The organism is Janthinobacterium sp. J1-1, from assembly GCF_030944405.1.
Taxonomy (GTDB): domain Bacteria; phylum Pseudomonadota; class Gammaproteobacteria; order Burkholderiales; family Burkholderiaceae_D; genus Janthinobacterium.
In genome coordinates this window covers 5,403,824-5,424,984 of the sequence record NZ_CP132339.1, presented here as the reverse complement: position 1 = coordinate 5,424,984, position 21,161 = coordinate 5,403,824, and the positions used below count along the sequence as shown (strand labels likewise).

Sequence of the window (21,161 nt, the reverse complement as noted above, 5' to 3'; positions counted from 1 at the left end):
TCACTGGGAATGTCGGGCCATTAACAGGTCCAGCATTTCCTTTTCATGCTCGACAGCCTCATCTTCGGTCCAGCGATCATTTTTTTTCATCAGGTTTAGCATCGACAGCAGCTTGAGACTGTCGATCTGATGATGCTTGATGCCCGCTTCGAAATGTTCATATTTCTGCTTGGGCTGGTAATTGCTCAAGCGCGAATTCTTGCTGTGACTGATCAGGCACAGATTGCCGAACGCATGAAGCGTGGCATCGGACATTGATGCGTAACCATTCATCGGGTGCTGGGGGGAATATAGTGGATCCCGAATCTGAGACGATGGTTTAAGCTGTGGTCCGTGAAAGGATGACAGCAAATGAGTGAAGGTAAAAAACGTCGGGTACACACGGCCGAGTTTAAGGCCAAGGTCGGTCTGGAGGCCGTTCGCGGCGTCAAGACGGTGACGGAGATCGCGCAAGAGTTCGGCGTGCATCCGGTGCTGGTGGGCCAGTGGAAAAAGGAAATCCTGGAGAACGCCGGCGCGCTGTTCGACACCAAGCGCGGCCCCAAGCCGATCGATGAAAGCAGTCCCGAGGACAAACTATACGGCGAGATCGGTCGGCTGAAGATGGAAGTGGACTGGCTTAAAAAAAAGCTGGGGCCGTGAGCCAGGAGGCGCGCTTGGGCTGGATCGAAGCCGGGCACGAGAAGCTGCCGCTGACGCGCCAATGCGAGCTGGCAAGCGTGCCGCGCGCGACGGTGTACCGCCGGATCGACGCGGCATCCCGGCAGGCATGCGAGGACGAGAGCGACCTGAAGCTGAGCGCGCTGATTGACGAGGAATACACCAGTCGGCCTTTTTATGGCAGCAGGCGCATGGTCGTGTTCCTGCGCGCGACGGGCCATGTAGTCAACCGCAAGCGCGTGCAGCGTCTGATGCGCGGCATGGGGCTGGCGGGCATGGCGCCGGGGCCGAATACGAGCCGAGCGCATCCGCAGCACAAGGTCTATCCGTACCTGTTGCGCGGTGTGCCCGTGACGCGTCCTAATCACGTATGGTCGACCGATATCACCTACATCCGGTTGGCGCGGGGCTTCGCGTATTTGGTGGCGATCATCGACTGGTACAGCCGCAAGTTGCTGTCCTGGCGCCTCAGCAACAGCATGGACGCGTCGTTCTGCGTGGACTGCCTGGAGGACGCCTTGCGCCAGCATGGCAAGCCGGAGTTGTTCAACAGCGATCAGGGTTCGCAGTTCACCAGCACGGCCTTCACCGACGTGCTCAAGCGCGAAGGCGTCGCCATCAGCATGGACGGGCGCGGTCGGGCGCTGGACAACATCTTCGTCGAGCGGCTGTGGCGCAACGTGAAGTACGAGGATGTGTATCTGAAAGGATACGCCAATATGGCGGAATTGACGGTGGGCCTGGCGCAGTATTTCGCGTTCTATAACGCTGAGCGGCCGCACCAATCGCTGAGCTACCAGACGCCCGACCAAGTCTACCGCGACGGGGTTGGCGGCGGTGCGCTGATCGTCGACCGGTTTGGTGACGACAAGAAGAAGTCACAGGAAGAGAGCAATACGGGTCAGCGCCGAGCAGCTGGAGCAGTGGAAACGGGCACAGCTTAAATTAGTCGGGAAAGTGTCTTGACTGATGGATCCACTTTAGAAAGGTGCTCGACGGAACTGCGGAAAGTGAATTCGAAGCGCTTGGTGATCTCGTTTTTTCCAAGGTCCCGGCGCCAGAGCAGGTAGTCGACAAAGTTGAAGACAAAGTTATTCCTGATGGTGCCATAACGCAGCATGGGCGACAGGTCGCCGTGCCCGAACCCTGGCCAATTGCTCGCCTCGCCGTAGATCATGCTGTAATAAGATTGCCCCTCTCCCTTGGCCAGGAAGCGCAGGAAGACGAACCGCCGTGCAAGCTGCTCCAGATGCTCAAGGTAAGCCCTGGCGCGTATCGGACTCTCCTTCTTTTGAGCCAGGAACAGATAGCGCAGGGCGCCGTTCAGCCAGTACTTGTAGACTTGGGTCGGTGTGGAGACATGGAAGGCAGACAGCAGCATCAGGATTTGTCGATTGACTCCCTCATGCTCACTCTCGCCATCGTCGAAGCTGTTGATGTAGCTGACGCTCTTGTCAGAGTAAAAGTGTAGCCGTTTCAGACTCCAGCCATCGCTGCCTTGGGCGAACTCCCGCTTGAGTATGCATTGATCAAACAGGAATTTGCTTTTCAGAAGTGCATGGGCAAAGGCCTGCGTCGCGGCGATCGGGTCTTTCTGTTGCAGCACGTGCAGTTCGAATTGGGCGACCAGTTGCTTGTCGTCCAGTGGTACGCCTTCCCTTGCGCCAGGCTGATGGACACTCAGACTCAATACCTGCAGCAGGAAATTTGAAAAATTGATCACGCTGTTGAAACGCTCGGATCCTGCGGCATCGTCAAGTTGTTTCGGCCTGGCATCGAGCGTCGCGTCTTCCAGAATGTCGGACAGGGAGCGCTGGATGTCGGTGAAATTGGCATGCGTTTCATCAGACGCCTGTTCCTTGCCCTGCTTTTGCGGGCACGAATCGAGCAGATCAAGCAATTCCTGAAAACTCTCGGGTATCAAACGCCCCCAGTCGTCCTGCCCAAAAAGGACATGGCGTACAGCGGGAGTGAAGCCATATTGCAGGTAGCGCTCCATGTTTGCACAGGCATTCCAGACGAGCGCCATGGCATTCAGGCTTTTGGCACGCACGGTTTTATCGTCAATTTTTTGCAATGCAGCCATCAAACGGGCTTTCACCAGCTCGTGCTTTTCCAATTGCTCGCCGCGGTTGTTCATCACCTCGAAAAAGTGGTTGAGATCGGTATCCGCCGGCACTCCGATCCGGCTGATCTGGACATGCTCGAACAGGTAGTGGCAAAAGGTTGCCAGGCGTTCATCGCGCAGTTCGAGGCTGTCGAGCGCCTTGCCGATCAGTTCGTAGCCATCTACCAGTCCTTCGTTGAAGGTGTCGCCACGCAACAGGTACGGTGCATCTCCTCTCCGCAGGGCCTCGAACGTCTTGCCCGATATGGGACGGCTTTCGAATTCAAGATTGATGCGTTCATACCAGCTCATGTCGACGATGGTAGCGGCGCGATTTCGCAGCCAGCTTGCCAGCAGGGAAAAAGTGGTAAAACGCTGTTGGCCATCGATGACCTCATGGCGGCCATCCTTGCGCGAGAACACCACCAGGGTACCGATATGGTAGGTCTGCGGTGTTTCCTTGCCGATTGATTTTTGCTGGTAATCGTGTATATCTTGCAGCAGTTGCGTGATCTCGGCCTCGCCCCAGGCATAATTGCGCTGATACATGGGCACCACATAACGCTCCTCGCCGCCGAGAAGTTCCTTGATGCGGAAGGGACGAACAGGCTGGTCATTCATAGTATTTCATCTTCCTGAAGAGGGTGATCAGCTCGTCTTCGCTACCGTTGCCGGGGTTTGGATTATTTTTGTTTTGCGAGGCGTTGAGCGTGTGCAAGGGCATGGCCAGCAGGTCGCGCGGGTGCCGGGCATCACGGATAATCCGGATCAGGTTGTGCTCCAGCATGTAGTTGTCCATTGTGGCGAGCTGTACATTCTGCTGGCGGATACGACAGCGGTAGGCCCAGATAAAGCACTTTTCGATGGCAGCCGAGATGCCCTCGATGCCAAACTTGTCGATATAGAAGATAAGAGCGCAATCAAACATCGAGCGCACATACTGGTCACCGGTGCGATGGCGCCGCTTGTAGGTGTCGAGTGTGTTGATGATCTCGCTCGCCTGTGCGCTCAACTTTTCACCCAGGATGTGCCTCTCGCCGGCGGCATGGCCTTCCTGGAGGATGGCCGATACCAGGCGCTGGTAGTGCTCGGCCATTTCAAAGAAGCGGCGCCCGTTGATGATCATCTGGTCCAGCTGAAAGGGAAACGCCATTTTTTGGCCATCAATCTGGCGCACATACTGGCGGTTGTAATCATCGGTGAAATGGTGGGCGATTTGCAGCGACCTGGCATACGGAGGTAGGTTGTTGCGATGCAGGCTGACACCCTTGAAAAGATCGACATCGTCCTTGCCGAAGTAACGCGCCGATTTGCCCTCTGCCCATTGCCGTACCCGGTACAGATAAGTGGCAAACAGATGGGCAAGGCTCTTGCTCTTCAGACTTTCCCAGTGCGCCACTGCCTCTGCCTTGAGTAACGCTTCATGTTCCGGAAACTCGCGCAAATGATAGGCCTTGAGCAGGTCATGGGGGGCCAGGTCGCGCCCGCGTGCATTCTGGGAGTCGAAGAACTGGAACGCCTCCGAGACATCCTCGAGGACGAAGGTGACGACCTGGCAGCGGTGAAGCAGAAAGTCGATATGCTCTTCGGTGAACTCGTGGCGACCGACCAGGCGCCGCAGCTCCTGGAAATTACGCCGCAGATTGCTTTGGGAAATCAGGCTGGAAAATTTCTGGCGCTGCAGGAAGGCGTTGACCTTGGGCCGGAGTTCGTCGAGGGTTCGTTGCAGATCCTGCCGCTTCAGGCTGTCAAGCCTGTCCTTGATGATGGCCTTGATGGCCAGCATGAGCGTCAGCGTGCGCTGCTGGCCATCGACAATATCGAGCCGGTGGATCGCACCGTCCACACGCAGGTTGAATACCACCGATCCCAGGCGGTAAGCGGATTTGTCGCGGTGGCTGTCGATGTCAGCGAAGAGCTCGCTGATGTTTTTCAATGTCCACTTGTAGGGACGCTGGTAGCCGGGAATTTCGAGCGACTCAAGACTCAGCAGGCGTTGGACTGACAGTATTGCTTTATCGAAGACGGGTTGCATGCGCATGTCGCCAGGAACACCCTTTCATCATTCACGATAAGAGGGGTACGGCCTGAGTTTCATTAAAAGCTATATTGTATTGCAATTTCTTAATGGCAACAGCCCATCGTCGCCACTTTCCCTTTTACATGCCCTGCCATTTGCTGCATGCAACGGCCACCTTCGCACAGCGCTTGTGCAGTCCTGTTTTTTTTCGTGCAACAAAATCACCGCCGCACCAAAGCGTGGCATCTCAAGCTCACTTACTGGTGCATCACGCTGGCATGCATTCTGCTTTAACAACATTCGTATGCCCCTCTCGACTATCCATCCACACTCAGGAGTCCACATGTCACGACGCATCATCTTGAAAGCGGCAGCAGCAGGCGCATTGGCCATGGTTGCCTCGGCCTACACGCAGTCGGCCTTTGCCGCCGACACCATCAAGGTAGGGATACTGCATTCCCTGTCCGGCACCATGGCCATTTCCGAAACGTCGCTGAAAGACGTGGCGCTGATGACGATCGCCGAGATCAATGCCAAGGGTGGCGTGCTGGGCAAGAAGCTGGAACCGGTGGTGGTCGACCCGGCCTCGAACTGGCCGCTGTTCGCGGAAAAAGCGCGCCAGCTGGTGGCGCAGGACAAGGTGTCGGTGGTGTTCGGCTGCTGGACCTCGGTGTCGCGCAAGTCCGTGCTGCCGGTCTTCAAGGAACTCAACAGCCTGCTGTTCTACCCGGTGCAGTACGAGGGCGAGGAACTGGAAAAGAATGTGTTCTACACGGGCGCCGCGCCAAACCAGCAGGCGATTCCCGCCGTCGAATACCTGATGAGCGCCGATGGCGGCGGAGCGAAACGCTTCGTGCTGCTGGGTACCGATTATGTGTATCCGCGCACCACCAACAAGATCCTGCGCGCCTTCCTGAAAAGCAAGGGCGTCAAGGACAGCGATATCAGCGAGGTCTACACGCCGTTCGGCCATGCCGACTACCAGACCATCGTTGCCAATATCAAGAAGTTCTCGGCCGGCGGCAAGACGGCCGTTATCTCGACCATCAATGGTGATTCGAACGTGCCGTTCTACAAGGAACTGGGCAATGCGGGCCTGAAAGCGACCGATGTGCCGGTGGTGGCGTTCTCGGTCGGCGAGGAAGAGCTGCGCGGCATCGACACCAAGCCTTTGCTGGGCCACCTGGCGGCATGGAATTATTTCGAGTCCGTCAAGAACCCGGTGAATACCGACTTCATCAAGAAGTGGAAAGCCTATGCGGTGAAACAGAAGCTGCCGAACGCCGGTTCGGTGGTCACCAACGATCCGATGGAAGCGACCTATGTCGGCATCCACATGTGGGCGCAGGCCGTGGAAAAGGCCAAGTCGACCGATACCGACAAGGTGATCGCCGCCATGGGTGGCCAGACCTTCAAGGCGCCGTCCGGCTTCACCCTGACCATGGATGCCACCAACCACCACCTGCACAAGCCGGTGATGATCGGCGAGATCAAGGCCGACGGCCAGTTCAATGTGGTGTGGAAAACCAAGGAGCCGATCCGCGCCCAGCCATGGAGCCCGTTTATCAAGGGTAATGAGGCGAAGCAGAAACTGTAAGTTAGCTGTTGAAAGGCCGGGGTCAGACCCGACGGAACTCGGCGTTCCCGTCTGACCCCGGATTTTCGCTTGGGCTGAAGTAAAAATGAGAGGTCTACCCGCATGCGTCTGCTTAGCCGTATTTTGCTGTTACTCTGCCTGCTACCGTTGTATGCCCAGGCCGCCATCGATCCCGCACTATTGAAACCGCTGGCCGGCGACGACTCCGAAGCCCGGATCGCGGCCGTCGGCCAGATCGCCGCGCTGGCCACGCCCGAGGCGGCCCGCGTGTTGCAGGCCTTGCAGGCCGAAACCCTGTATGCCACGCCAGGCGGCGATGTGCTGATCGTCGAGGGCGATGGCGGGCAAGCCTACGATCCGGCCACCGGCACGACCGCAGCAACGCCCGACGGCATCGACGGCGTGATGGTCAACAACCGCCTGCGCGGCGTGGTCGAGGGCGCCCTGTCGGGCCTGAAACTGCTGGCGCCGGAACGTGCCGCGCGCCTTGCCGCAGCCCAGGAATTGCAAAAAGCCGTCAGCCCGGCGCAGCTCCCGCTGATCCGCAAGGCGCTGGCGCAGGAGAGCGATGGCGAAATCAAACAGATGCTGCAGGTGCTGATCGCCAGCGCCAACCTGCATGCGCCGGACGCGGCCACGCGCAGGCAGGCGGTGCAGGACCTGGCCATCAGCAGCGACGCGCGCCTGCTGGCGCCGCTGCAGGCAATGATAGACAAGGGCGCGGACGGCAAGTCCGGCGAGCCGGACGAAGCCGTGCGCATCGCCGCCGTTGATACGATAGGCCAGATCAAGGGCCGGGTGCAGCGCACCGAATTCATCGGCAATATCTTCTATGGCCTGTCGCTGGGCAGCGTGCTGCTGCTGGCCGCGCTGGGCCTGGCCATCACCTTTGGCTTGATGGGCATTATCAATATGGCGCACGGCGAGCTGCTGATGATAGGCGCCTACACCACCTATCTGTGCCAGCTGTTCTTCCGCGCGTATTTGCCCGGCATGCAGGACTGGTATCTGCTGGCGGCGCTGCCGGCGGCGTTTTTTGTCGCCGGTTCGGTGGGCGTGGTGCTGGAACGCACGGTGATCCGCTGGCTGTACGGCCGGCCGCTGGAAACCCTGCTGGCCACCTGGGGCATCAGCCTGATTTTGATGCAGCTTGTCCGCACCATCTTTGGCGCGCAGAACGTGGAAGTGGCCAATCCGGCCTGGATGTCGGGCGGTGTCACCGTGCTCGGTTCCCTGGTGCTGCCGTACAACCGCATCGCCATCATCGTGTTCGCCATGCTGGTGGTGGTGGCCGTGTGGCTGATCCTGAATAAAACCCGGCTCGGCCTGTTCGTGCGCGCCGTTACGCAAAACCGCCGCATGGCCGATTGCGTGGGCGTGGCCACCGGCAAGGTCGACATGCTGACCTTCGGCCTCGGTTCCGGGATTGCGGGCCTGGGTGGCGTGGCGCTGTCGCAGCTGGGCAACGTGGGGCCGGACCTTGGCCAAAGCTATATCGTCGACTCCTTCATGGTGGTGGTGCTGGGTGGCGTGGGCCAGCTGGCCGGCACCGTGATCGCGGCGATTGGCCTGGGCGAAGTCAACAAATTCCTGGAACCGGTGGCGGGCGCGGTGCTGGCCAAGATCGCCATCCTGGTGTTCATCATCATCTTTATCCAGCGCCGGCCGCAGGGCCTGTTTGCCATGAAGGGACGCAGCGTCGAATGATTACCTCACTTCGTGTCAACCAGGGCCTGTTTTCGCGGCCCGTCTGGGCGGCGATTGCCGCCTTCACCATCGTGGCGGCCTTGCTGCCCATTTTTAACCTGCTGTTTGCCGAAGGCCATCCGCTGCATGTGTCGGCCTATACCGTGGGTCTCGTTGGCAAGTTCATGTGCTATGCGCTGGCCGCGCTGGCGCTGGACCTGGTATGGGGCTACACGGGCATATTGTCGCTGGGCCACGGCGTATTCTTTGCGCTGGGTGCGTATGCGCATGGCATGTATCTGATGCGCGCGATCGGTGCCGAGGGCCAGTATCAAAGCGCCTTGCCCGACTTTATGGTGTTCCTCGACTGGAAGACCTATCCCTGGTACTGGGCGTTTACGGAACATTTCTGGTACTGCATGGCGCTGGTTGTCCTTGTACCGGGCGTGCTGGCGTTCGTGTTCGGTTATTTCGCCTTTCGTTCGCGCATCAAGGGCGTGTATTTTTCCATCATCACGCAAGCGATGACGTATGCCTTCATGCTGCTGTTCTTCCGCAACGATACCGGCTTTGGCGGCAACAACGGTTTTACGGACTTCAAGACCATCCTCGGCCATAGCGTGACGGCGCCCGCCACCAAGGCCGTGCTGTTTCTCCTGACCCTGGCGTTCCTGGTCACCGCGCTGATCGGCGCGCGCGCCATCGTCAGCTCGAAACTGGGGCGGGTGCTGCAGGGCGTGCGCGACGGCGAGGCGCGGCTGATGTTTTTGGGTTACAACCCGCTGTGGTTCAAGCTCTTCGTGTGGACCCTGTCCGCCGTGCTGTGCGGCATCGCTGGTGCACTCTACGTGCCGCAGGTGGGCATTATCAATCCGTCCGAAATGTCGCCCGCCAATTCCATCGAGATGGTGGTGTGGGTGGCGGTCGGCGGGCGCGGCACCCTGATCGGCCCGATCCTGGGCGCATTTACCGTCAATGGCCTGAAAAGCTGGTTTACGGCCGCCTTGCCCGAGCTGTGGCTGTTCGCGCTGGGCCTGCTGTTTATCGTCGTCACTTTGTTCATGCAGCAGGGCATCCTCGGAGTGCTGGCCAAACTGAAACGCAAGAAAGCCGCCGTGGCGGCAGAGGAGGCCGCATGAGCATCCGCATGGTTCCCGGCATGGCTGGTTCGGAAGCGGGCTCCGGCTCGTCGTATGCGCGCGTGAAAGGCGAGGGTCTCGATACCACCCATGGCGCGATTTTGTACCTGGAAGACATCACGGTGTCGTTCGACGGTTTCAAGGCCATCAACAAGCTGAGCCTCGATATTTCGGTCGGCGAGTTGCGCTGCATTATCGGCCCTAACGGCGCCGGCAAGACCACCATGATGGACGTGATCACCGGCAAGACGCGGCCCACCTCCGGCACGGCCTGGTTCGGCCAGACCATGGACTTGTCGACCATGACCGAATATGCGATCGCCCATGCCGGCATCGGCCGCAAGTTCCAGCGCCCCACCGTGTTCGAGCAGCACACGGTGTTCGACAACCTGGAACTGGCGATGAAGATGAACAAGCGAGTGGCGCCGACCCTGTTTGCGCGCCTGAACTCCGAGCAGGAAGGCAAGATCGAAGCCATCCTGCGCCTGATCCGCCTGCACGGCCAGGAAGCGCGACTGGCCGGGCTGCTGTCGCACGGCCAGAAGCAGTGGCTGGAAATCGGCATGCTGCTGATGCAGGAGCCGCAATTGATCTTGCTCGACGAACCCGTGGCCGGCATGTCGGACGCGGAAACGGCGCGCACGGCGGAATTGCTCAACGAGTTGCGCGGCAAGCACTCCATCATGGTGGTCGAGCATGACATGGGCTTTGTCACGGAAATCGCCCAGCAGGGCATCGTGACCGTGCTGCATGAAGGCTCGGTGCTGGCGCAGGGCCGCATGGACGAAGTGCAAGCCGACGAACGCGTCATCGAAGTCTACCTGGGAAGATAACATGCTGGAAGTGACGCAACTGAACCAATATTATGGCTCCTCGCACACCTTGCGCGGCGTGTCCCTGACGGCAAAAAAAGGCGAATGCCTGGCCTTGTTGGGCCGCAATGGCGTCGGCAAGACCACCTTGCTCAAGTGCCTGATGGGCGTGCTGCCCGTGGCGCAGGGCAAGGTGGTGTTCAATGGCCGCGACATCACGAAGTTGTCGCCGCATGCGCGGGCAAAATTGGGCATCGCCTATGTGCCGCAGGGGCGCGATATCTTCGCCCGCCTGACGGTCGAGGAAAACCTGCTGATGGGCATGGCCGTTAAAAGCGGCCGGCAGGCCTCGCGCATCGACGACATGGTGTATGACCTGTTTCCGGTGCTGAAGGAAATGCTGCAGCGGCGCGGCGGCGATTTGTCCGGCGGCCAGCAGCAGCAGCTGGCGATCGCGCGCGCCTTGCTGGCCAGCCCGGAACTGATCATCTTCGATGAGCCGACGGAGGGTATCCAGCCGTCCGTGATCAAGGATATCGGCCGCGTGATCCGGCTGCTGAAACAGCGCGGCGATATCGCCATCGTGCTGTGCGAACAGTATTTCGATTTCGCACGCGAACTGGCCGACCAGTTCATCGTGCTGTCACGCGGCAGCGTGGTGGCCAGCGGTGGGGCGGACTTGATGGATGGCGAGGATGTGAAACGGCATCTGGCCGTGTGATTCAGATCAGCTGAAACCAGCCCAGCACGGCGCCTGTCGCCAGCAGCCACAGCAGATGTATTTTGGTGCGCCAGATGATCAGGCCGGCCACGATGGATAAACTCCAGATCGGCCAGTCGGTGGTGACGTTGTGGTTGGCGCCGCCGAGGATCATGCCGGTGGAGATCAGGAGCGCGACGACGATGGGCGCCATGCCCTGCTTGAAGGCGCGCACGCCGCGCAGGTGGCGGTTGCGGTGGCCCCAGCGCGCAGCCATATAGGTCAGGGTGGTGCTGGGCAGCATGATGCCCACCATGGTGACCAGCACGCCCAGGCAGGCGGCGGCCGTGCTGCCGGCGTTCATCCCCACGTTCCAGCCCATCAGGGCGACAAACAGCACGTTGGGTCCGGGGGCGGCCTGGGCGATGGCGATCGATTCATTGAATTGCGCCTGCGTCAGCCAGCCATGCTGTTCTACCAGGAAGCGGTGCATTTCGGCGGTGGTGGAAATGGCGCCGCCGACCGACATCAGGGACAGCATCAGGTAGTGGCCGAACAGGCTGAGCCAGTCGGAGGTGCTCAGCACCAGTTGCAGGGGCGGGCTCATGGCGACAGCCTGCGCCAGGTTAGCGTGCAGCCCAGGCCGCCCAGCACCAGCAGCACATACACCAGGGGCAGGCGCAGCACGGCCACGGCCAGCACGCCCAGCGCCACCAGGCTCAAGCTCAGCCATAGCGGCAGCGGGTGCCTGGCCAGGGCGGCGGCCAGCTTGATGCCGGTGGCGGCGATCATGCCGGCCGACACCGCCGCCATGCCACGCAAGGCGCCTGCCAGTTGCGGGTCGGTGCCGAAGCGCGTGTACAGCACGCCCAGTACCAGCACGATCAGCAGCGGCACGGCCAGCATGCCGGCCAGCGCCGCCAGGGCGCCGGGCAAGCCGAAATAGCGGCCGCCCACCATCAGCGCCAGGTTCACCACATTCGGGCCTGGCATGATCTGCGCCACCGCCCAGTCTTCCAGGAACTGTTCCTGCGTCAGCCAGCGCTTGCGCTCGACCATTTCGCGCTGTATCACGGCCAGCACGCCGCCAAAGCCCTGCAGGGCCAGCCAGGTAAACGAGAAGAACAGGTCGGACAGCGAGGCAGGCCGGGGCTGGCTGCCCTCGGGCGGGTCGGCGGCGGGCGGGGCGAAGGAGGGGGTGGTCATGTCAGATTATCACCGCGCCTGCGCGCCCTTGTCCATGGCTTTTGCCGCTACCTGAATTCAAGCGGCGGCGCCGCCGCAGTCCGCCTCGGCTACCCTTGCCAAGTTATTTGCAAATTGCAAATGTTATTGCAGAAAGCGTAGCACCAGGCTTGCCGAAATGATCATTGCGGCGCAGTTATGCACAAATGATGAGATCGCGAAATCCTGGAAATTATTTTCGGCTGTCGATAGATGGTTTTGTAACTGTTTGATTTTGTTAGGTTTTATTTTTGCTGCTTGATTGAGCAGTTTATTGAAAGCCGCACGGGCTGTGGCTTTGAGGGCTGTCAAGAGGCGCTTATCCACAAAGATATCCACAATCTGTGTGGATATCTGAAAAAGCGCTTAACAATCCGCCACTTAGCGCTTGTTCGGCAAAATACAGTGTTTTTTTTGGTTCCGGAGCCAGGGCCAGGCGGCAGGCTGGAAGTGCTGTATGCCCATCCAGTGCTGTTGTTTACCGAGCAAAAGTCACACGTGCCGGCATCAGCGTGCAGGGTGAGGCGGCAGCTCGATGCAGTGCTCGAGCGCCGCCGCCAGGTCGCTGACCTGCCGCTCGGCGTCGCGCAGGCTGGCGTAGGTGCGCAGCGAGGAAATCACGGTGGTAAACAGTTTGCGCGTGGTGAGATCGGTCTTGCACCAGAAATCGTTGATGTCGTAGTCGATGATGATGCGGTGCTCGAGCGCCTGGCCCGGCTGGCCGGTGCGCAGGATGATGCGCACGGCACTGTTGTGCAGGTCTTCGCGGATCTGGCGCGCCACGTGCAGGCCAGCATCCTGGGTTTCCATGATAACGTCGAGCAGCACCACCGCGATGTCTTGTGTACTGCGCAGCAAGGTCAGTGCTTCCTCGCCCGTATAGGCGTGCAGAAAGCTCAGCCTGCGGCCTTCGAAGCTGGCCTGGCTGAGAGCGAATTTGGTGACCACGTGGACGTCGACGTCATCATCGACGATCAGCACCCGCCACGGTTGCGCGATGGCCTGGGCGGCGTCTTCGTCATCGCCGTGCTGCGGATCGTCGACCAGCCAGTCGGGTTCATCATCCGCGTTGGCGGCTTTTACAGTATCGGTATTCATGCATTTCCCAGCGTTGAGCGTGCGCGCCGCATCTACCTTAGGCCAGTGCGCGCGCTTTGTCAAAGGGCAGGGCGGTTTTACGCCCCGCGCTTATGCACAGAAAAAATATTTTTCCTCATGGACAAAACATTGCTGCGCCAGCGCAAGGGTGGTGTTGCAAGTCATTGATTATATTCAGGAAAAAAATTGCCTGCGAATTCAGCAAATTATTGAAACCCGCATCAATACTGGCGTTGCGGCTTGTCAAGAGGGGTTTATCAACAACTTTATCCACAGTTGCTGTGGATATCTGAAAAAGCCGTGCAAAAACCGGGGCTTAGCGTGCCAGCACGCAATCAGCCCGCGGCCTCAAGCGCCGCGCAATGCATGGAAACGCTGCAGGAAGCATTGCTTCGCTTCGCCAGGATCCATGGCAACAATTATACCGGGCAAGGGGGCGATGCCGTCAAGGTAGGCCCAGCGCTCGGCGGAATGGGGCATCAGGTCGCGCTTTTCCGTGGCCAGCGCGATCAGGTCGGCCCGCTTGATGGGCGCGTAGTCGGAAAAGTCGATGCCGTAGGTGGCGGCGATAATCGCCGTCACCTGGTCTTCCAGCGCGGCAAATTCCGGCATCAGCACTTTCAAGGGCTTCACCATGTCGCCCAGGTAGGCTTCGGCCGCGTCATGCAGCAGGGCGGCCAGGCGCAGCGGCGGCGGCACCAGGCCGGCGACGATCAGGCTGTGCTGGGCAATCGAATAAAAGGTTTTCGTCTGGCCATTGAAGCGGCACTGGTAGGCCAGGCCGTGGGCGATGTCCTCGATGGCGACCCGGTCGATATGCGGCCGCAGCGGATAGAAGCGGTTGCCGGAAAAGGTGGAAACGTAATCGGTGGTCACGGTAGCGGCTTGCATGTCGATAGTCTGGTTGGCGGGTGCGAGTGGCATGCCGCCATCGTACACCGCGCGGCGCGCCGGGGTGGGTTCGCCTTGGCGAGCCCGGCAATTAATTTCATATCGTTAATCTTTCATTTTCACCTAGACTATATGCAACATTTTTTCTTCAGCTGCGGGGGCAAGGCGATGATGGCAAGACCTTCTTATATCTACCAGGGCGGCTCGGTGATGATGCACTCGCCGCTGCAACTGAAACAGTCCGAAATGTACGGCTACTTCGTCAAGGGCGACCTGGCGAAGCTGCAGGCCACCGTCAACGCCTGCCTGAACCAGGTGGCAGGCAAGCGCATGACGTTCAAGGCACTGTCGCCGTACGTGATGCTCACTTTTACCAGGGTCAACCATGCCGATTCGGCCAACCCGGTCGACCAGGCCAAGGGCTGGATCACAGAAGTCGATATCGTCACCTGGATCATGGTCGGCGAGATGGACCAGCACGGCAAGCTGGCGCATATCTACTGGTATCCCTGCCATATCTTTGTCGATGACGCGATGGCCCTGATTAACGGGCGCGAATTGTTCGGCTACCCGAAATACCTGTGCGAGTACGAGATCCCCGAAGCCGGCAGCGAGCCGCTGCGCTGTTCGGTGGCCGCCAAGGGCTTCCACCCTTTTTCGCCCGAGACGAAAATCGCGCTGCACCCGCTGCTGGAAGTGAACGCCACCGTGCAGACGGGGCTGCACAAACCCGTCAACAGCTTCCTGGAGCTGATCGAGCAGGCCTTCAAGATTTTCCTGTCGATCCCCGACTTTTTCGACCTCGATGCGGCCGGCTGGCAGGATATCCTGTCGCTGCTGCGCAATCCGCGCATCGACCAGATTTTTCTCAAGCAGTTCCCCGACAGCGCGGGCGTGAAAGCCGTCTACCAGGCGCTGGTGGCGGCGCCGGCCGAAATCAACCGCCTGCACAGCGGCCGTTTGCTCGGCCATGAATACGAGTGCACCTTGCACGCCTTCGACAGCTTCCCGCTGGACCAGACCCTGGGACTGAAGCTGGGCACGCAATCGGCGATCCTGCCCTTCAATATCAATTTCGACTTTACCGCCATGCCGGGCGAGGAACTGGTCGACAACTCGGCCATCGCGCCCGAGAAAATCGCTATTCTCGGCGGCGGCGTCGGCGCGCTGACTGCGGCGTATTACCTGAGCGACCAGCCGGGCTGGCAAAACCAGCATGAGATCACCGTCTACCAACTGGGCTGGCGCCTGGGCGGCAAGGGCGCCAGCGGGCGCAATGCGCAACTGGGCCAGCGCATCGAGGAACACGGCCTGCATATCTGGTTCGGCTTCTATGCCAATGCCTTCAGGATGATCAAGGAGGCGTATGCCAGCCTGGATCGCCCGCCCGGCGCGCCGCTGGCCACCTGGCGCGACGCCTTCAAACAGCAGGATTACGTGGCGCTGTCGGAAGACGTGCGCGGCGAATGGCGCAACTGGTCGATCGTGTTTCCCACCTTGCCGGGCGAACCGGGCGAGGGCGGCGAAGACGTCACCCTGTGGCAGATGGCGGTGGCGATGGTGGGCTGGATCGAGCAGTGGATACGCCAGATCCGGCAGGTGGCCGAGGCCGACGCGCGCATCGCTCGCGCCGCGGCCGACCTGGGCCAGGGTGGCGAAGGCAAGTGGCCGGGCTGGCTGCGCCGGCTGGCCGATGAAGTGGTGGAGCAGGCCGACGAGCTGGGGCTGGACGTGGGGCTGTCGGTAGGCGCGCTGGTGGCGCTGGTGGCCGACCTGGCGCCCGACTCCACGCGCCACGATGCGGCCCGCCACCAGCTGCTGGCCGGTACGCTTGCCGGCATCCGCGCCTGGCTGCGGCTGCGCTACCGGGCGCTGATCGACGCCGACGATGAATTGCGCCGGCTGTTTACCTGCCTGGACCTGGGCATCACGGTGCTGAAGGGCTGTTTCGAGGACGGCGTGTTCAAGAACGGGTTTGACGTCATCAACGATATCGACTTCCGCGACTGGCTGCGCAAGCATGGCGGCGACGAGCGTTTCAGCGTCGATTCGGCTCCCGTGCGCGGCTTTTACGACCTGGTGTTCGCCTACGAAGGCGGCGATTTTTCGAAGCCGAACATCGAGGCCGGCACCTTGCTGCGTTCGATGGCGCGCATCGGCCTGGCCTACAAGGGCGGCATCATGTTCAAGATGCAGGCCGGCATGGGCGACACCATTTTCACGCCGCTGTATGAAGTGCTGAAAAAGCGCGGCGTGCGGTTCAAATTCTTCCAGCGGGTGGAAGAACTGGTGCCTGGTAACGGAACCGGCGAGATCGACAGCATCCGCATTACCGAACAGGTGGCGCTGCGCGACCCGGCCGATGGCTACGCGCCGCTGGTCGACGTGAAAGGCCTGGCCTGCTGGCCCAGCGCGCCCGATTACGCCCAGTTCGAGCCGGCCCAGGCGGCGCTGTTGCAACAGGCCGGCATCAACCTGGAATCGTACTGGAGCGACTGGCCGCAGCAGTACCGGCAGGCCTTCGGCCAGCCGCTGCCCGTCACGGTATTGAAGAAGGGCGTCGACTTCGACAAGGTGGTGTTCGGTATTTCCATCGGCTCGCTGCCGGCCCTGTGCCCGCAGTTGCTGGCGGCCAGCCCCGCGCTGGCGCAGACGGTCGACAAGGTGAAAACCGTGGCCACGCAAGCCTACCAGGTGTGGCTGAACAAGGACCTGGCGCAGATGGGCTGGACCAGGCAGCCGGGTGGCCAGCAGCCGGTGCTGTCGGCGTTTACGGAACCCTACGATACCTGGGCGCCGATGGACCAGCTGCTGGCGCACGAAGACTGGCCGGCGGGTCATGAACCCAAAAACGTCTCGTACTTTTGCAGCGCGTTTCCGGTCGCCAGCTATCCGCCCGTCACCGATACGGGGTTTCCGGCCCGCTGCGCCGCGCAGGCGAAACAGGGCGCCGTCAATCAGCTGGAAAACCAGATCGCCGCGCTGTGGCCCGAAGCGGGGCCGGCCGGCGCATTTCCCTGGCAATGGCTGGTCGATGCGAAAGAGGCCAGCGGGCCGGCGCGTTTCGACAGCCAGTACTGGCGCGCCAATGTCGACCCGTCCGAGCGCTATGTGATGTCGGTGGTCGGCAGCACCCAATACCGGCTGGCCACGGACGGCTCGGGGTTCGGCAATCTGTTCCTGACCGGCGACTGGATCAAAACCGGCTTGAACGCCGGCTGCGTCGAGGCGGCCGTGATGGCCGGCATGCAGACCTCGCGCGCCATGACGGGGCACCCGGCCGTGATCAAGGGCGAGACGGATTTTTAGACTTGCTATCATGGTGCATCCTGTTTTTCGGAGCGCCCATGAAACGCCTGCCTGGTCTATGTCTTGTGTTTGCCAGCCTGCACGCGCTGGCCATGCCGCCCGGCGCGATCGCCCTGTGGCCCGGCGCGCCGCCCGGTGGCGCGGCTGGCGGGCCGCAGCAGGCGAGCGGCAAGGGCTCGATCACGCAGGTGGCGCAGCCCTACCTGATCGCCCACCTGCCGGCGCGGAGCACTGGCATGGCCATGCTGGTGATCAGCGGCGGCGGCTATGCGCATATCGAGGCGGGCAAGGAAAGCGGACCGGCGGCAGCGTGGCTGCAGGCGCAGGGCATTGCCGCCTTTGAACTGGTCTACCGCCTGCCGCGGGAGGGTGGCGGCACGCAGGCGCCGTTCCAGGATGCGCAGCGCGCCATGCGGCTGCTGCGCTTCCACGCGGCGCAGTGGCAGATCGATCCGGCGCGCATCGGCGTCCTCGGTTTTTCCGCCGGCGCGCATCTGGCCGGCATGACGGCGGTGCGGCCCGATGCGCCACTCACCACCGCCATCGACAAGGTCGATGCGGTGTCGGCGCGGCCCGACTTTGCCGTGCTGTTATACCCCGTGTTGACCATGCAGGCGCCGTTCGACACCACGCATGCGAAAAAAATCCTGCTGGGCGCGGCGCCCTCGCACAGTGCGCGCGATGCGCTGTCGGTGGAATTGCAAGTCGATGGCCGCACGCCGCCGGTGTTCCTGGCACAGGCGCTGGATGATCCGATAGCTCCGGTCGACAACAGCCTGCTGATGTTCGCGGCCCTGCGCCGCGCACAAGTGCCGGCGGAACTGCATGTGTTCCAGCGCGGCGGCCATGGATGGGGCATGGGCAAGCCCGGCAGCGAGCCGGCCGCCTGGCCGCTGCTGCTGCAGGCCTGGCTCAAGGCCCGTTCAGATTGACGCGCCCAGGTCGCGCCGCGCCTCTTCCAGCGCGGCCTCGATCTGCGGCAGATGGTCTTCCACTTCGTCGAGCTTGCCTTCCGACGCCAGCGTTTCCATCTGGTGGCACAGGGCGTGCAGTGTGGGACGGCTCAGGTAGCCCGCGCTGCCTTTGAGCGCATGGAAGGCGGCCGCCACCGCGCTGGCGTTGCCGTCGCGTACGGCGTGGCGGGCCAGGTCGAAGCGGCGCGGCGCCTCGCCAAGAAACGCCTGCGCGATGCGCTGCAAATGCTGCTCCGACAGGCCGGCCAGCGGCAGGATGTGCACGGGCGCCGTCATCGGGTCGAGCGCGGCCGGCGCGCTGGCTTCCTCGCGGACGGGTTTGCCCAGGCCAAACTGGCGTGCCAGCGCATCTTCGTGCATTTGAGGCGGCGGCAGGGGCGCGGTGGATGGCAGCGCATGGCCGCGCGCCAGCAGCAGGTCGATCAGCGCGTCGATCTTCTGGAACAGCAGCGCTTCGTCAACAGGCTTGCTGAGGAAGTCGTCCATGCCGGCGTTCAGGTAGCGCTGGCGGTCATGTTCGCTGGCGTTGGCCGTCAGCGCGATAATGGGGATCTGCGGGTCCGGAATCGGGAAAGCCTGGTTGCCGCCGGCGCGTATCAGGCGCGCCGCCTGTTCGCCATCCATCAGCGGCATGCGCCCGTCCATCAGTACCGCGTCGTAGGCGCTGCCGGCCAGCGCGCGCAGCACTTCCTCGCCGTTTTCGACGATGGTCACGGTGTGGCCCATGCCTTCCAGCAGGGTGCCGATAATGATCTGGTTGGTGCGCACGTCTTCCGCGCACAGGATATGCAGGCGGCACTCGTGGCGCGCATTGCGCGGCACGTGGCGTGCGTCGGCCAGCGGCGCGCTGCCTGCGGGCAGGGGCAGGGTGAAATGAAAGCGCGAGCCGATGCCGACCCGGCTTTCCACGCCGATGCTGCCCTTCATCAGTTCGACCAGCTGCTTGCAGATGGCCAGGCCCAGGCCCGTGCCGCCGTAGCGGCGCGTGGTGGAGTGGTCGGCCTGCTCGAATTTCTGGAACAGGCGGGGCAGGGTGTCGGCGTCGATGCCGGCGCCGGTGTCGCTGATGACAAAATCGATCTGGTGGCAATCCTTGTGGTGCGACGGCGTGCTGCTGCAGCGGACTTCCAGCAGCACTTCGCCGTTGGCGGTGAATTTGATGGCGTTGCCCAGCAGGTTGATCAGGATCTGGCGCAGGCGCGTGGGGTCGGCCCGCACATAGCGCGGCAGGTCCAGCGCCAGTTCGCGCCGCAGCAGCAGGCTCTTGGCGTCGGCCTGGCCCTGCACGATGCCGGCCGCGTCGCCGATCAGGGCCAGCAGGTCGAAGTCCACCGTTTCCAGGGTCAGCTTGCCGGCGTCGATCTTGGAAAAATCGAGGATGTCGTTCAATATCGTCAGCAAGGATACGCCGTTGTGCAGGCCGATGCGCAGGTATTCCTGGGTGCGCCCGCGCACGGTCTGGTCGCGCAGGGCGAATTTCAGCATGCCGATCACGCCGGCCAGCGGCGTGCGGATATCGTGGCTCATGGCCGACAGAAAATCGATGCGGTGGCGGCTGACCACCTCGGCCTGGGTCTTGGCCGCCAGCAGCGCTTCATTGCTATGGGTGAGGGCCTGCGTGCGTTCCTGCACCCGCTGTTCCAGGTGGTTGCGCAGCAGCCGGATCTGTTCGGCCAGCGCAAACGCCAGCAGCAGGCCGTCGAGCGTGCCGCCCAGCAGCGTCAATAGTTGCGCGTTGCTGACCACGGCCGGTATCAGGCCCAGGTTGGCCGGCAGGATCACGAAGCCTGGCAGCATCAGGGCGACAAAGCCCAGCACGAAAAAGCGCGCCGGCTGGTAGCCGCCGCGCCACACGACGATGCCGCAGACCAGGGCCAGCACCATCCAGATGGTGATGGCGATGGTGGCCAGCGCATGCGCATACTGCGGATAAAAAAAGCAGCTGGGCATCAGCAGCAGCGGCAGCACCAGGTTGATGCTGCTCCACCGGTGGAGCCGGGGCGCCAGCTCGCGCAGGCGCAGGAAGTGCGTGTAGAACAGGGTGCTCAGTAACGGCAGCAGGAAGAACGGCACGTAATGGAACTGCAGCCAGCGCCAGTCGAACAGGTCGGAAAACACGTGGAAGGTGATGGCCCACGCCAGGCCATAGGTCAGCACATACAGCGCGTAATAGAACGAGGCTTTTTCGCGCGTCAGGGAAAAAATGAAGAAATTGAACAGGCCCAGCGCCAGCAGGGCGCCGAGCGAGGCGATGATCTGGAAGTTTTCCCTGCCCACCAGCTTGCGGTATTCCAGCTGGGTCTTGACGGCAAACAGCGGCGGACGCGCGTAATAGGGACTGGAAAAGTGAATCAGGATGTCATACGTGGCGCCCGGCGCCAGGCTGATGTTCTTGCCATAGTGCAGCAAGTATTCGTGCGGCCGCTGGTAGCCGGACAGCAGGGTGACGGGCGCGCCTGCCTGGCCGGGGCCATACACGTGAATGTCGACGGTGTCGATCAGGGTGTCGTTCGGGTCGATCACCCAGGCTGTCTGACTGGAGTCGTTGCGTACGCGCGCATGCAGCCAGTAGGCGCCGCCGAACAGGTCGACCTCCAGCGCCGGCCGCTGGCGCGCCAGCCAGGCGGGCAGGGCGCTGGCGTCCAGCGGCGCCGCGTCATTGCTGGCGCTGTAGAGTTTTCCTTGCGTGCCCAGGTGATGAATGCCCTGCAACGGCAAGGCGATGCTGGCCGTTGCCGCCTGCCCTTGCGCGCGCGCGCCGCCGGCCAGGCAGACCAGCATCAGCACGGCCAGCCACGCCACCAGGCAGCGGCGTGTCAGGCAAAGACGGCGGTGGAAAGGGAAGGAAAGGGCTGGCATCGTTAGGCATGGTGGCCCTGGGCTGGGATCTCTCATTCTAATCGACAAGTACAGGGCGGATGCAAGTACTTGCATTTAAGGCATT

17 protein-coding genes are annotated in these 21,161 nt (G+C 61.7%); 8 read left to right on the top strand and 9 right to left on the bottom strand.

Translation table 11 applies throughout. The features are described 5' to 3' along the window. Window positions 1-255: a DUF1524 domain-containing protein gene (locus tag Q8L25_RS24835; protein WP_308921938.1), complete on the bottom strand. Its 255-nt coding sequence runs from the start codon at window positions 253-255 to the stop codon at window positions 1-3. A 96-nt stretch (window positions 256-351) separates the two neighbouring features. Between Q8L25_RS24835 and Q8L25_RS24830 the strand changes: the two genes are divergently transcribed. Then, a protein-coding gene (locus Q8L25_RS24830; RefSeq protein WP_100429696.1) for an IS3 family transposase occupies window positions 352-1,604 on the top strand; the annotation gives its coding sequence in 2 pieces (ribosomal slippage) (window positions 352-631 and window positions 631-1,604; 1,254 coding nt in all). Here the strand turns inward: Q8L25_RS24830 and Q8L25_RS24825 are convergent. Together Q8L25_RS24825 and Q8L25_RS24820 are read right to left on the bottom strand one after the other, a co-directional pair. Beyond that, window positions 1,601-3,388, bottom strand: coding sequence for a DUF262 domain-containing protein (locus Q8L25_RS24825; RefSeq protein WP_308921937.1), 1,788 nt, complete (start codon window positions 3,386-3,388; stop codon window positions 1,601-1,603). The two genes, Q8L25_RS24830 and Q8L25_RS24825, sit on opposite strands and share 4 nt — an antisense overlap. Then, window positions 3,381-4,802: a DUF262 domain-containing protein gene (locus tag Q8L25_RS24820; RefSeq protein ID WP_308921936.1), complete on the bottom strand. Its 1,422-nt coding sequence runs from the start codon at window positions 4,800-4,802 to the stop codon at window positions 3,381-3,383. Before Q8L25_RS24820 ends, Q8L25_RS24825 begins: the two co-directional genes overlap by 8 nt. Before the next feature lie 328 nt (window positions 4,803-5,130). On the opposite strand from Q8L25_RS24820, the gene urtA reads away from it, so the two are divergent. The 5 genes from urtA to urtE all read left to right on the top strand — a co-directional run bounded on the left by urtA (window position 5,131) and on the right by urtE (window position 10,742). Then, complete coding sequence (urtA, locus tag Q8L25_RS24815) at window positions 5,131-6,384, top strand: urea ABC transporter substrate-binding protein (protein ID WP_308921935.1); 1,254 nt, start codon at window positions 5,131-5,133, stop codon at window positions 6,382-6,384. Between the two features lie 102 nt (window positions 6,385-6,486). Beyond that, window positions 6,487-8,091: an urea ABC transporter permease subunit UrtB gene (urtB, locus tag Q8L25_RS24810; RefSeq protein WP_308921934.1), complete on the top strand. Its 1,605-nt coding sequence runs from the start codon at window positions 6,487-6,489 to the stop codon at window positions 8,089-8,091. Further along, window positions 8,088-9,209, top strand: coding sequence for an urea ABC transporter permease subunit UrtC (gene urtC, locus Q8L25_RS24805; RefSeq protein WP_308921933.1), 1,122 nt, complete (start codon window positions 8,088-8,090; stop codon window positions 9,207-9,209). The genes urtB and urtC overlap by 4 nt, the downstream gene beginning before the upstream one ends. Then, complete coding sequence (urtD, locus tag Q8L25_RS24800; RefSeq protein WP_374694199.1) at window positions 9,206-10,042, top strand: urea ABC transporter ATP-binding protein UrtD; 837 nt, start codon at window positions 9,206-9,208, stop codon at window positions 10,040-10,042. The genes urtC and urtD overlap by 4 nt, the downstream gene beginning before the upstream one ends. 1 nt (window position 10,043) lies before the next feature. After that, window positions 10,044-10,742 carry an urea ABC transporter ATP-binding subunit UrtE gene (gene urtE, locus Q8L25_RS24795; protein WP_308921932.1) on the top strand — a complete coding sequence of 233 codons (699 nt, stop codon included), beginning with the start codon at window positions 10,044-10,046 and terminating at the stop codon, window positions 10,740-10,742. 1 nt (window position 10,743) lies between these two features. Here the strand turns inward: urtE and Q8L25_RS24790 are convergent, their stop codons facing one another. From Q8L25_RS24790 to Q8L25_RS24770, 5 genes are all read right to left on the bottom strand, one after another. Further along, window positions 10,744-11,328 carry a chromate transporter gene (locus Q8L25_RS24790; RefSeq protein WP_308921931.1) on the bottom strand — a complete coding sequence of 195 codons (585 nt, stop codon included), beginning with the start codon at window positions 11,326-11,328 and terminating at the stop codon, window positions 10,744-10,746. Then, complete coding sequence (locus Q8L25_RS24785; protein ID WP_308921930.1) at window positions 11,325-11,927, bottom strand: chromate transporter; 603 nt, start codon at window positions 11,925-11,927, stop codon at window positions 11,325-11,327. The genes Q8L25_RS24790 and Q8L25_RS24785 overlap by 4 nt, the downstream gene beginning before the upstream one ends. 123 nt (window positions 11,928-12,050) lie before the next feature. Continuing rightward, complete coding sequence (locus tag Q8L25_RS24780; RefSeq protein WP_308921929.1) at window positions 12,051-12,272, bottom strand: hypothetical protein; 222 nt, start codon at window positions 12,270-12,272, stop codon at window positions 12,051-12,053. A gap of 180 nt (window positions 12,273-12,452) precedes the next feature. Further along, window positions 12,453-13,043: a response regulator gene (locus tag Q8L25_RS24775; protein ID WP_308921928.1), complete on the bottom strand. Its 591-nt coding sequence runs from the start codon at window positions 13,041-13,043 to the stop codon at window positions 12,453-12,455. A gap of 348 nt (window positions 13,044-13,391) precedes the next feature. Beyond that, window positions 13,392-13,967, bottom strand: a complete 576-nt coding sequence (locus Q8L25_RS24770; RefSeq protein WP_308921927.1) for a phosphohydrolase — start codon at window positions 13,965-13,967, stop codon at window positions 13,392-13,394. A gap of 135 nt (window positions 13,968-14,102) precedes the next feature. Here Q8L25_RS24770 and Q8L25_RS24765 point away from each other — a divergent pair, with 135 nt between their 5' ends. Both Q8L25_RS24765 and Q8L25_RS24760 read left to right on the top strand, forming a co-directional pair. Continuing rightward, entirely contained in the window at window positions 14,103-17,243 is a 3,141-nt protein-coding gene (locus Q8L25_RS24765) for an NAD(P)-binding protein (RefSeq protein ID WP_308921926.1), read from the top strand. A gap of 38 nt (window positions 17,244-17,281) precedes the next feature. Beyond that, a complete protein-coding gene (locus Q8L25_RS24760) occupies window positions 17,282-18,175 on the top strand; it encodes an alpha/beta hydrolase (RefSeq protein ID WP_308921925.1) in 894 nt (297 codons plus the stop codon). Here the strand turns inward: Q8L25_RS24760 and Q8L25_RS24755 are convergent. Beyond that, complete coding sequence (locus Q8L25_RS24755; RefSeq protein WP_308921924.1) at window positions 18,167-21,076, bottom strand: 7TM diverse intracellular signaling domain-containing protein; 2,910 nt, start codon at window positions 21,074-21,076, stop codon at window positions 18,167-18,169. The genes Q8L25_RS24760 and Q8L25_RS24755 overlap by 9 nt on opposite strands. Between the last annotated feature and the right edge of the window lie 85 nt (window positions 21,077-21,161).

Coding starts and splice junctions, on each gene's coding strand:
- Q8L25_RS24835 (WP_308921938.1), bottom strand. CDS start 255: ATGTCCGATGCCACGCTTCATGCGTTCGGCAATCTGTGCCTGATCAGT.
- Q8L25_RS24825 (WP_308921937.1), bottom strand. CDS start 3,388: ATGAATGACCAGCCTGTTCGTCCCTTCCGCATCAAGGAACTTCTCGGC.
- Q8L25_RS24820 (WP_308921936.1), bottom strand. CDS start 4,802: ATGCAACCCGTCTTCGATAAAGCAATACTGTCAGTCCAACGCCTGCTG.
- urtA (WP_308921935.1), top strand. CDS start 5,131: ATGTCACGACGCATCATCTTGAAAGCGGCAGCAGCAGGCGCATTGGCC.
- urtB (WP_308921934.1), top strand. CDS start 6,487: ATGCGTCTGCTTAGCCGTATTTTGCTGTTACTCTGCCTGCTACCGTTG.
- urtC (WP_308921933.1), top strand. CDS start 8,088: ATGATTACCTCACTTCGTGTCAACCAGGGCCTGTTTTCGCGGCCCGTC.
- urtD (WP_374694199.1), top strand. CDS start 9,206: ATGAGCATCCGCATGGTTCCCGGCATGGCTGGTTCGGAAGCGGGCTCC.
- urtE (WP_308921932.1), top strand. CDS start 10,044: ATGCTGGAAGTGACGCAACTGAACCAATATTATGGCTCCTCGCACACC.
- Q8L25_RS24790 (WP_308921931.1), bottom strand. CDS start 11,328: ATGAGCCCGCCCCTGCAACTGGTGCTGAGCACCTCCGACTGGCTCAGC.
- Q8L25_RS24785 (WP_308921930.1), bottom strand. CDS start 11,927: ATGACCACCCCCTCCTTCGCCCCGCCCGCCGCCGACCCGCCCGAGGGC.
- Q8L25_RS24775 (WP_308921928.1), bottom strand. CDS start 13,043: ATGAATACCGATACTGTAAAAGCCGCCAACGCGGATGATGAACCCGAC.
- Q8L25_RS24770 (WP_308921927.1), bottom strand. CDS start 13,967: ATGCCACTCGCACCCGCCAACCAGACTATCGACATGCAAGCCGCTACC.
- Q8L25_RS24765 (WP_308921926.1), top strand. CDS start 14,103: ATGATGGCAAGACCTTCTTATATCTACCAGGGCGGCTCGGTGATGATG.
- Q8L25_RS24760 (WP_308921925.1), top strand. CDS start 17,282: ATGAAACGCCTGCCTGGTCTATGTCTTGTGTTTGCCAGCCTGCACGCG.
- Q8L25_RS24755 (WP_308921924.1), bottom strand. CDS start 21,076: ATGCCAGCCCTTTCCTTCCCTTTCCACCGCCGTCTTTGCCTGACACGC.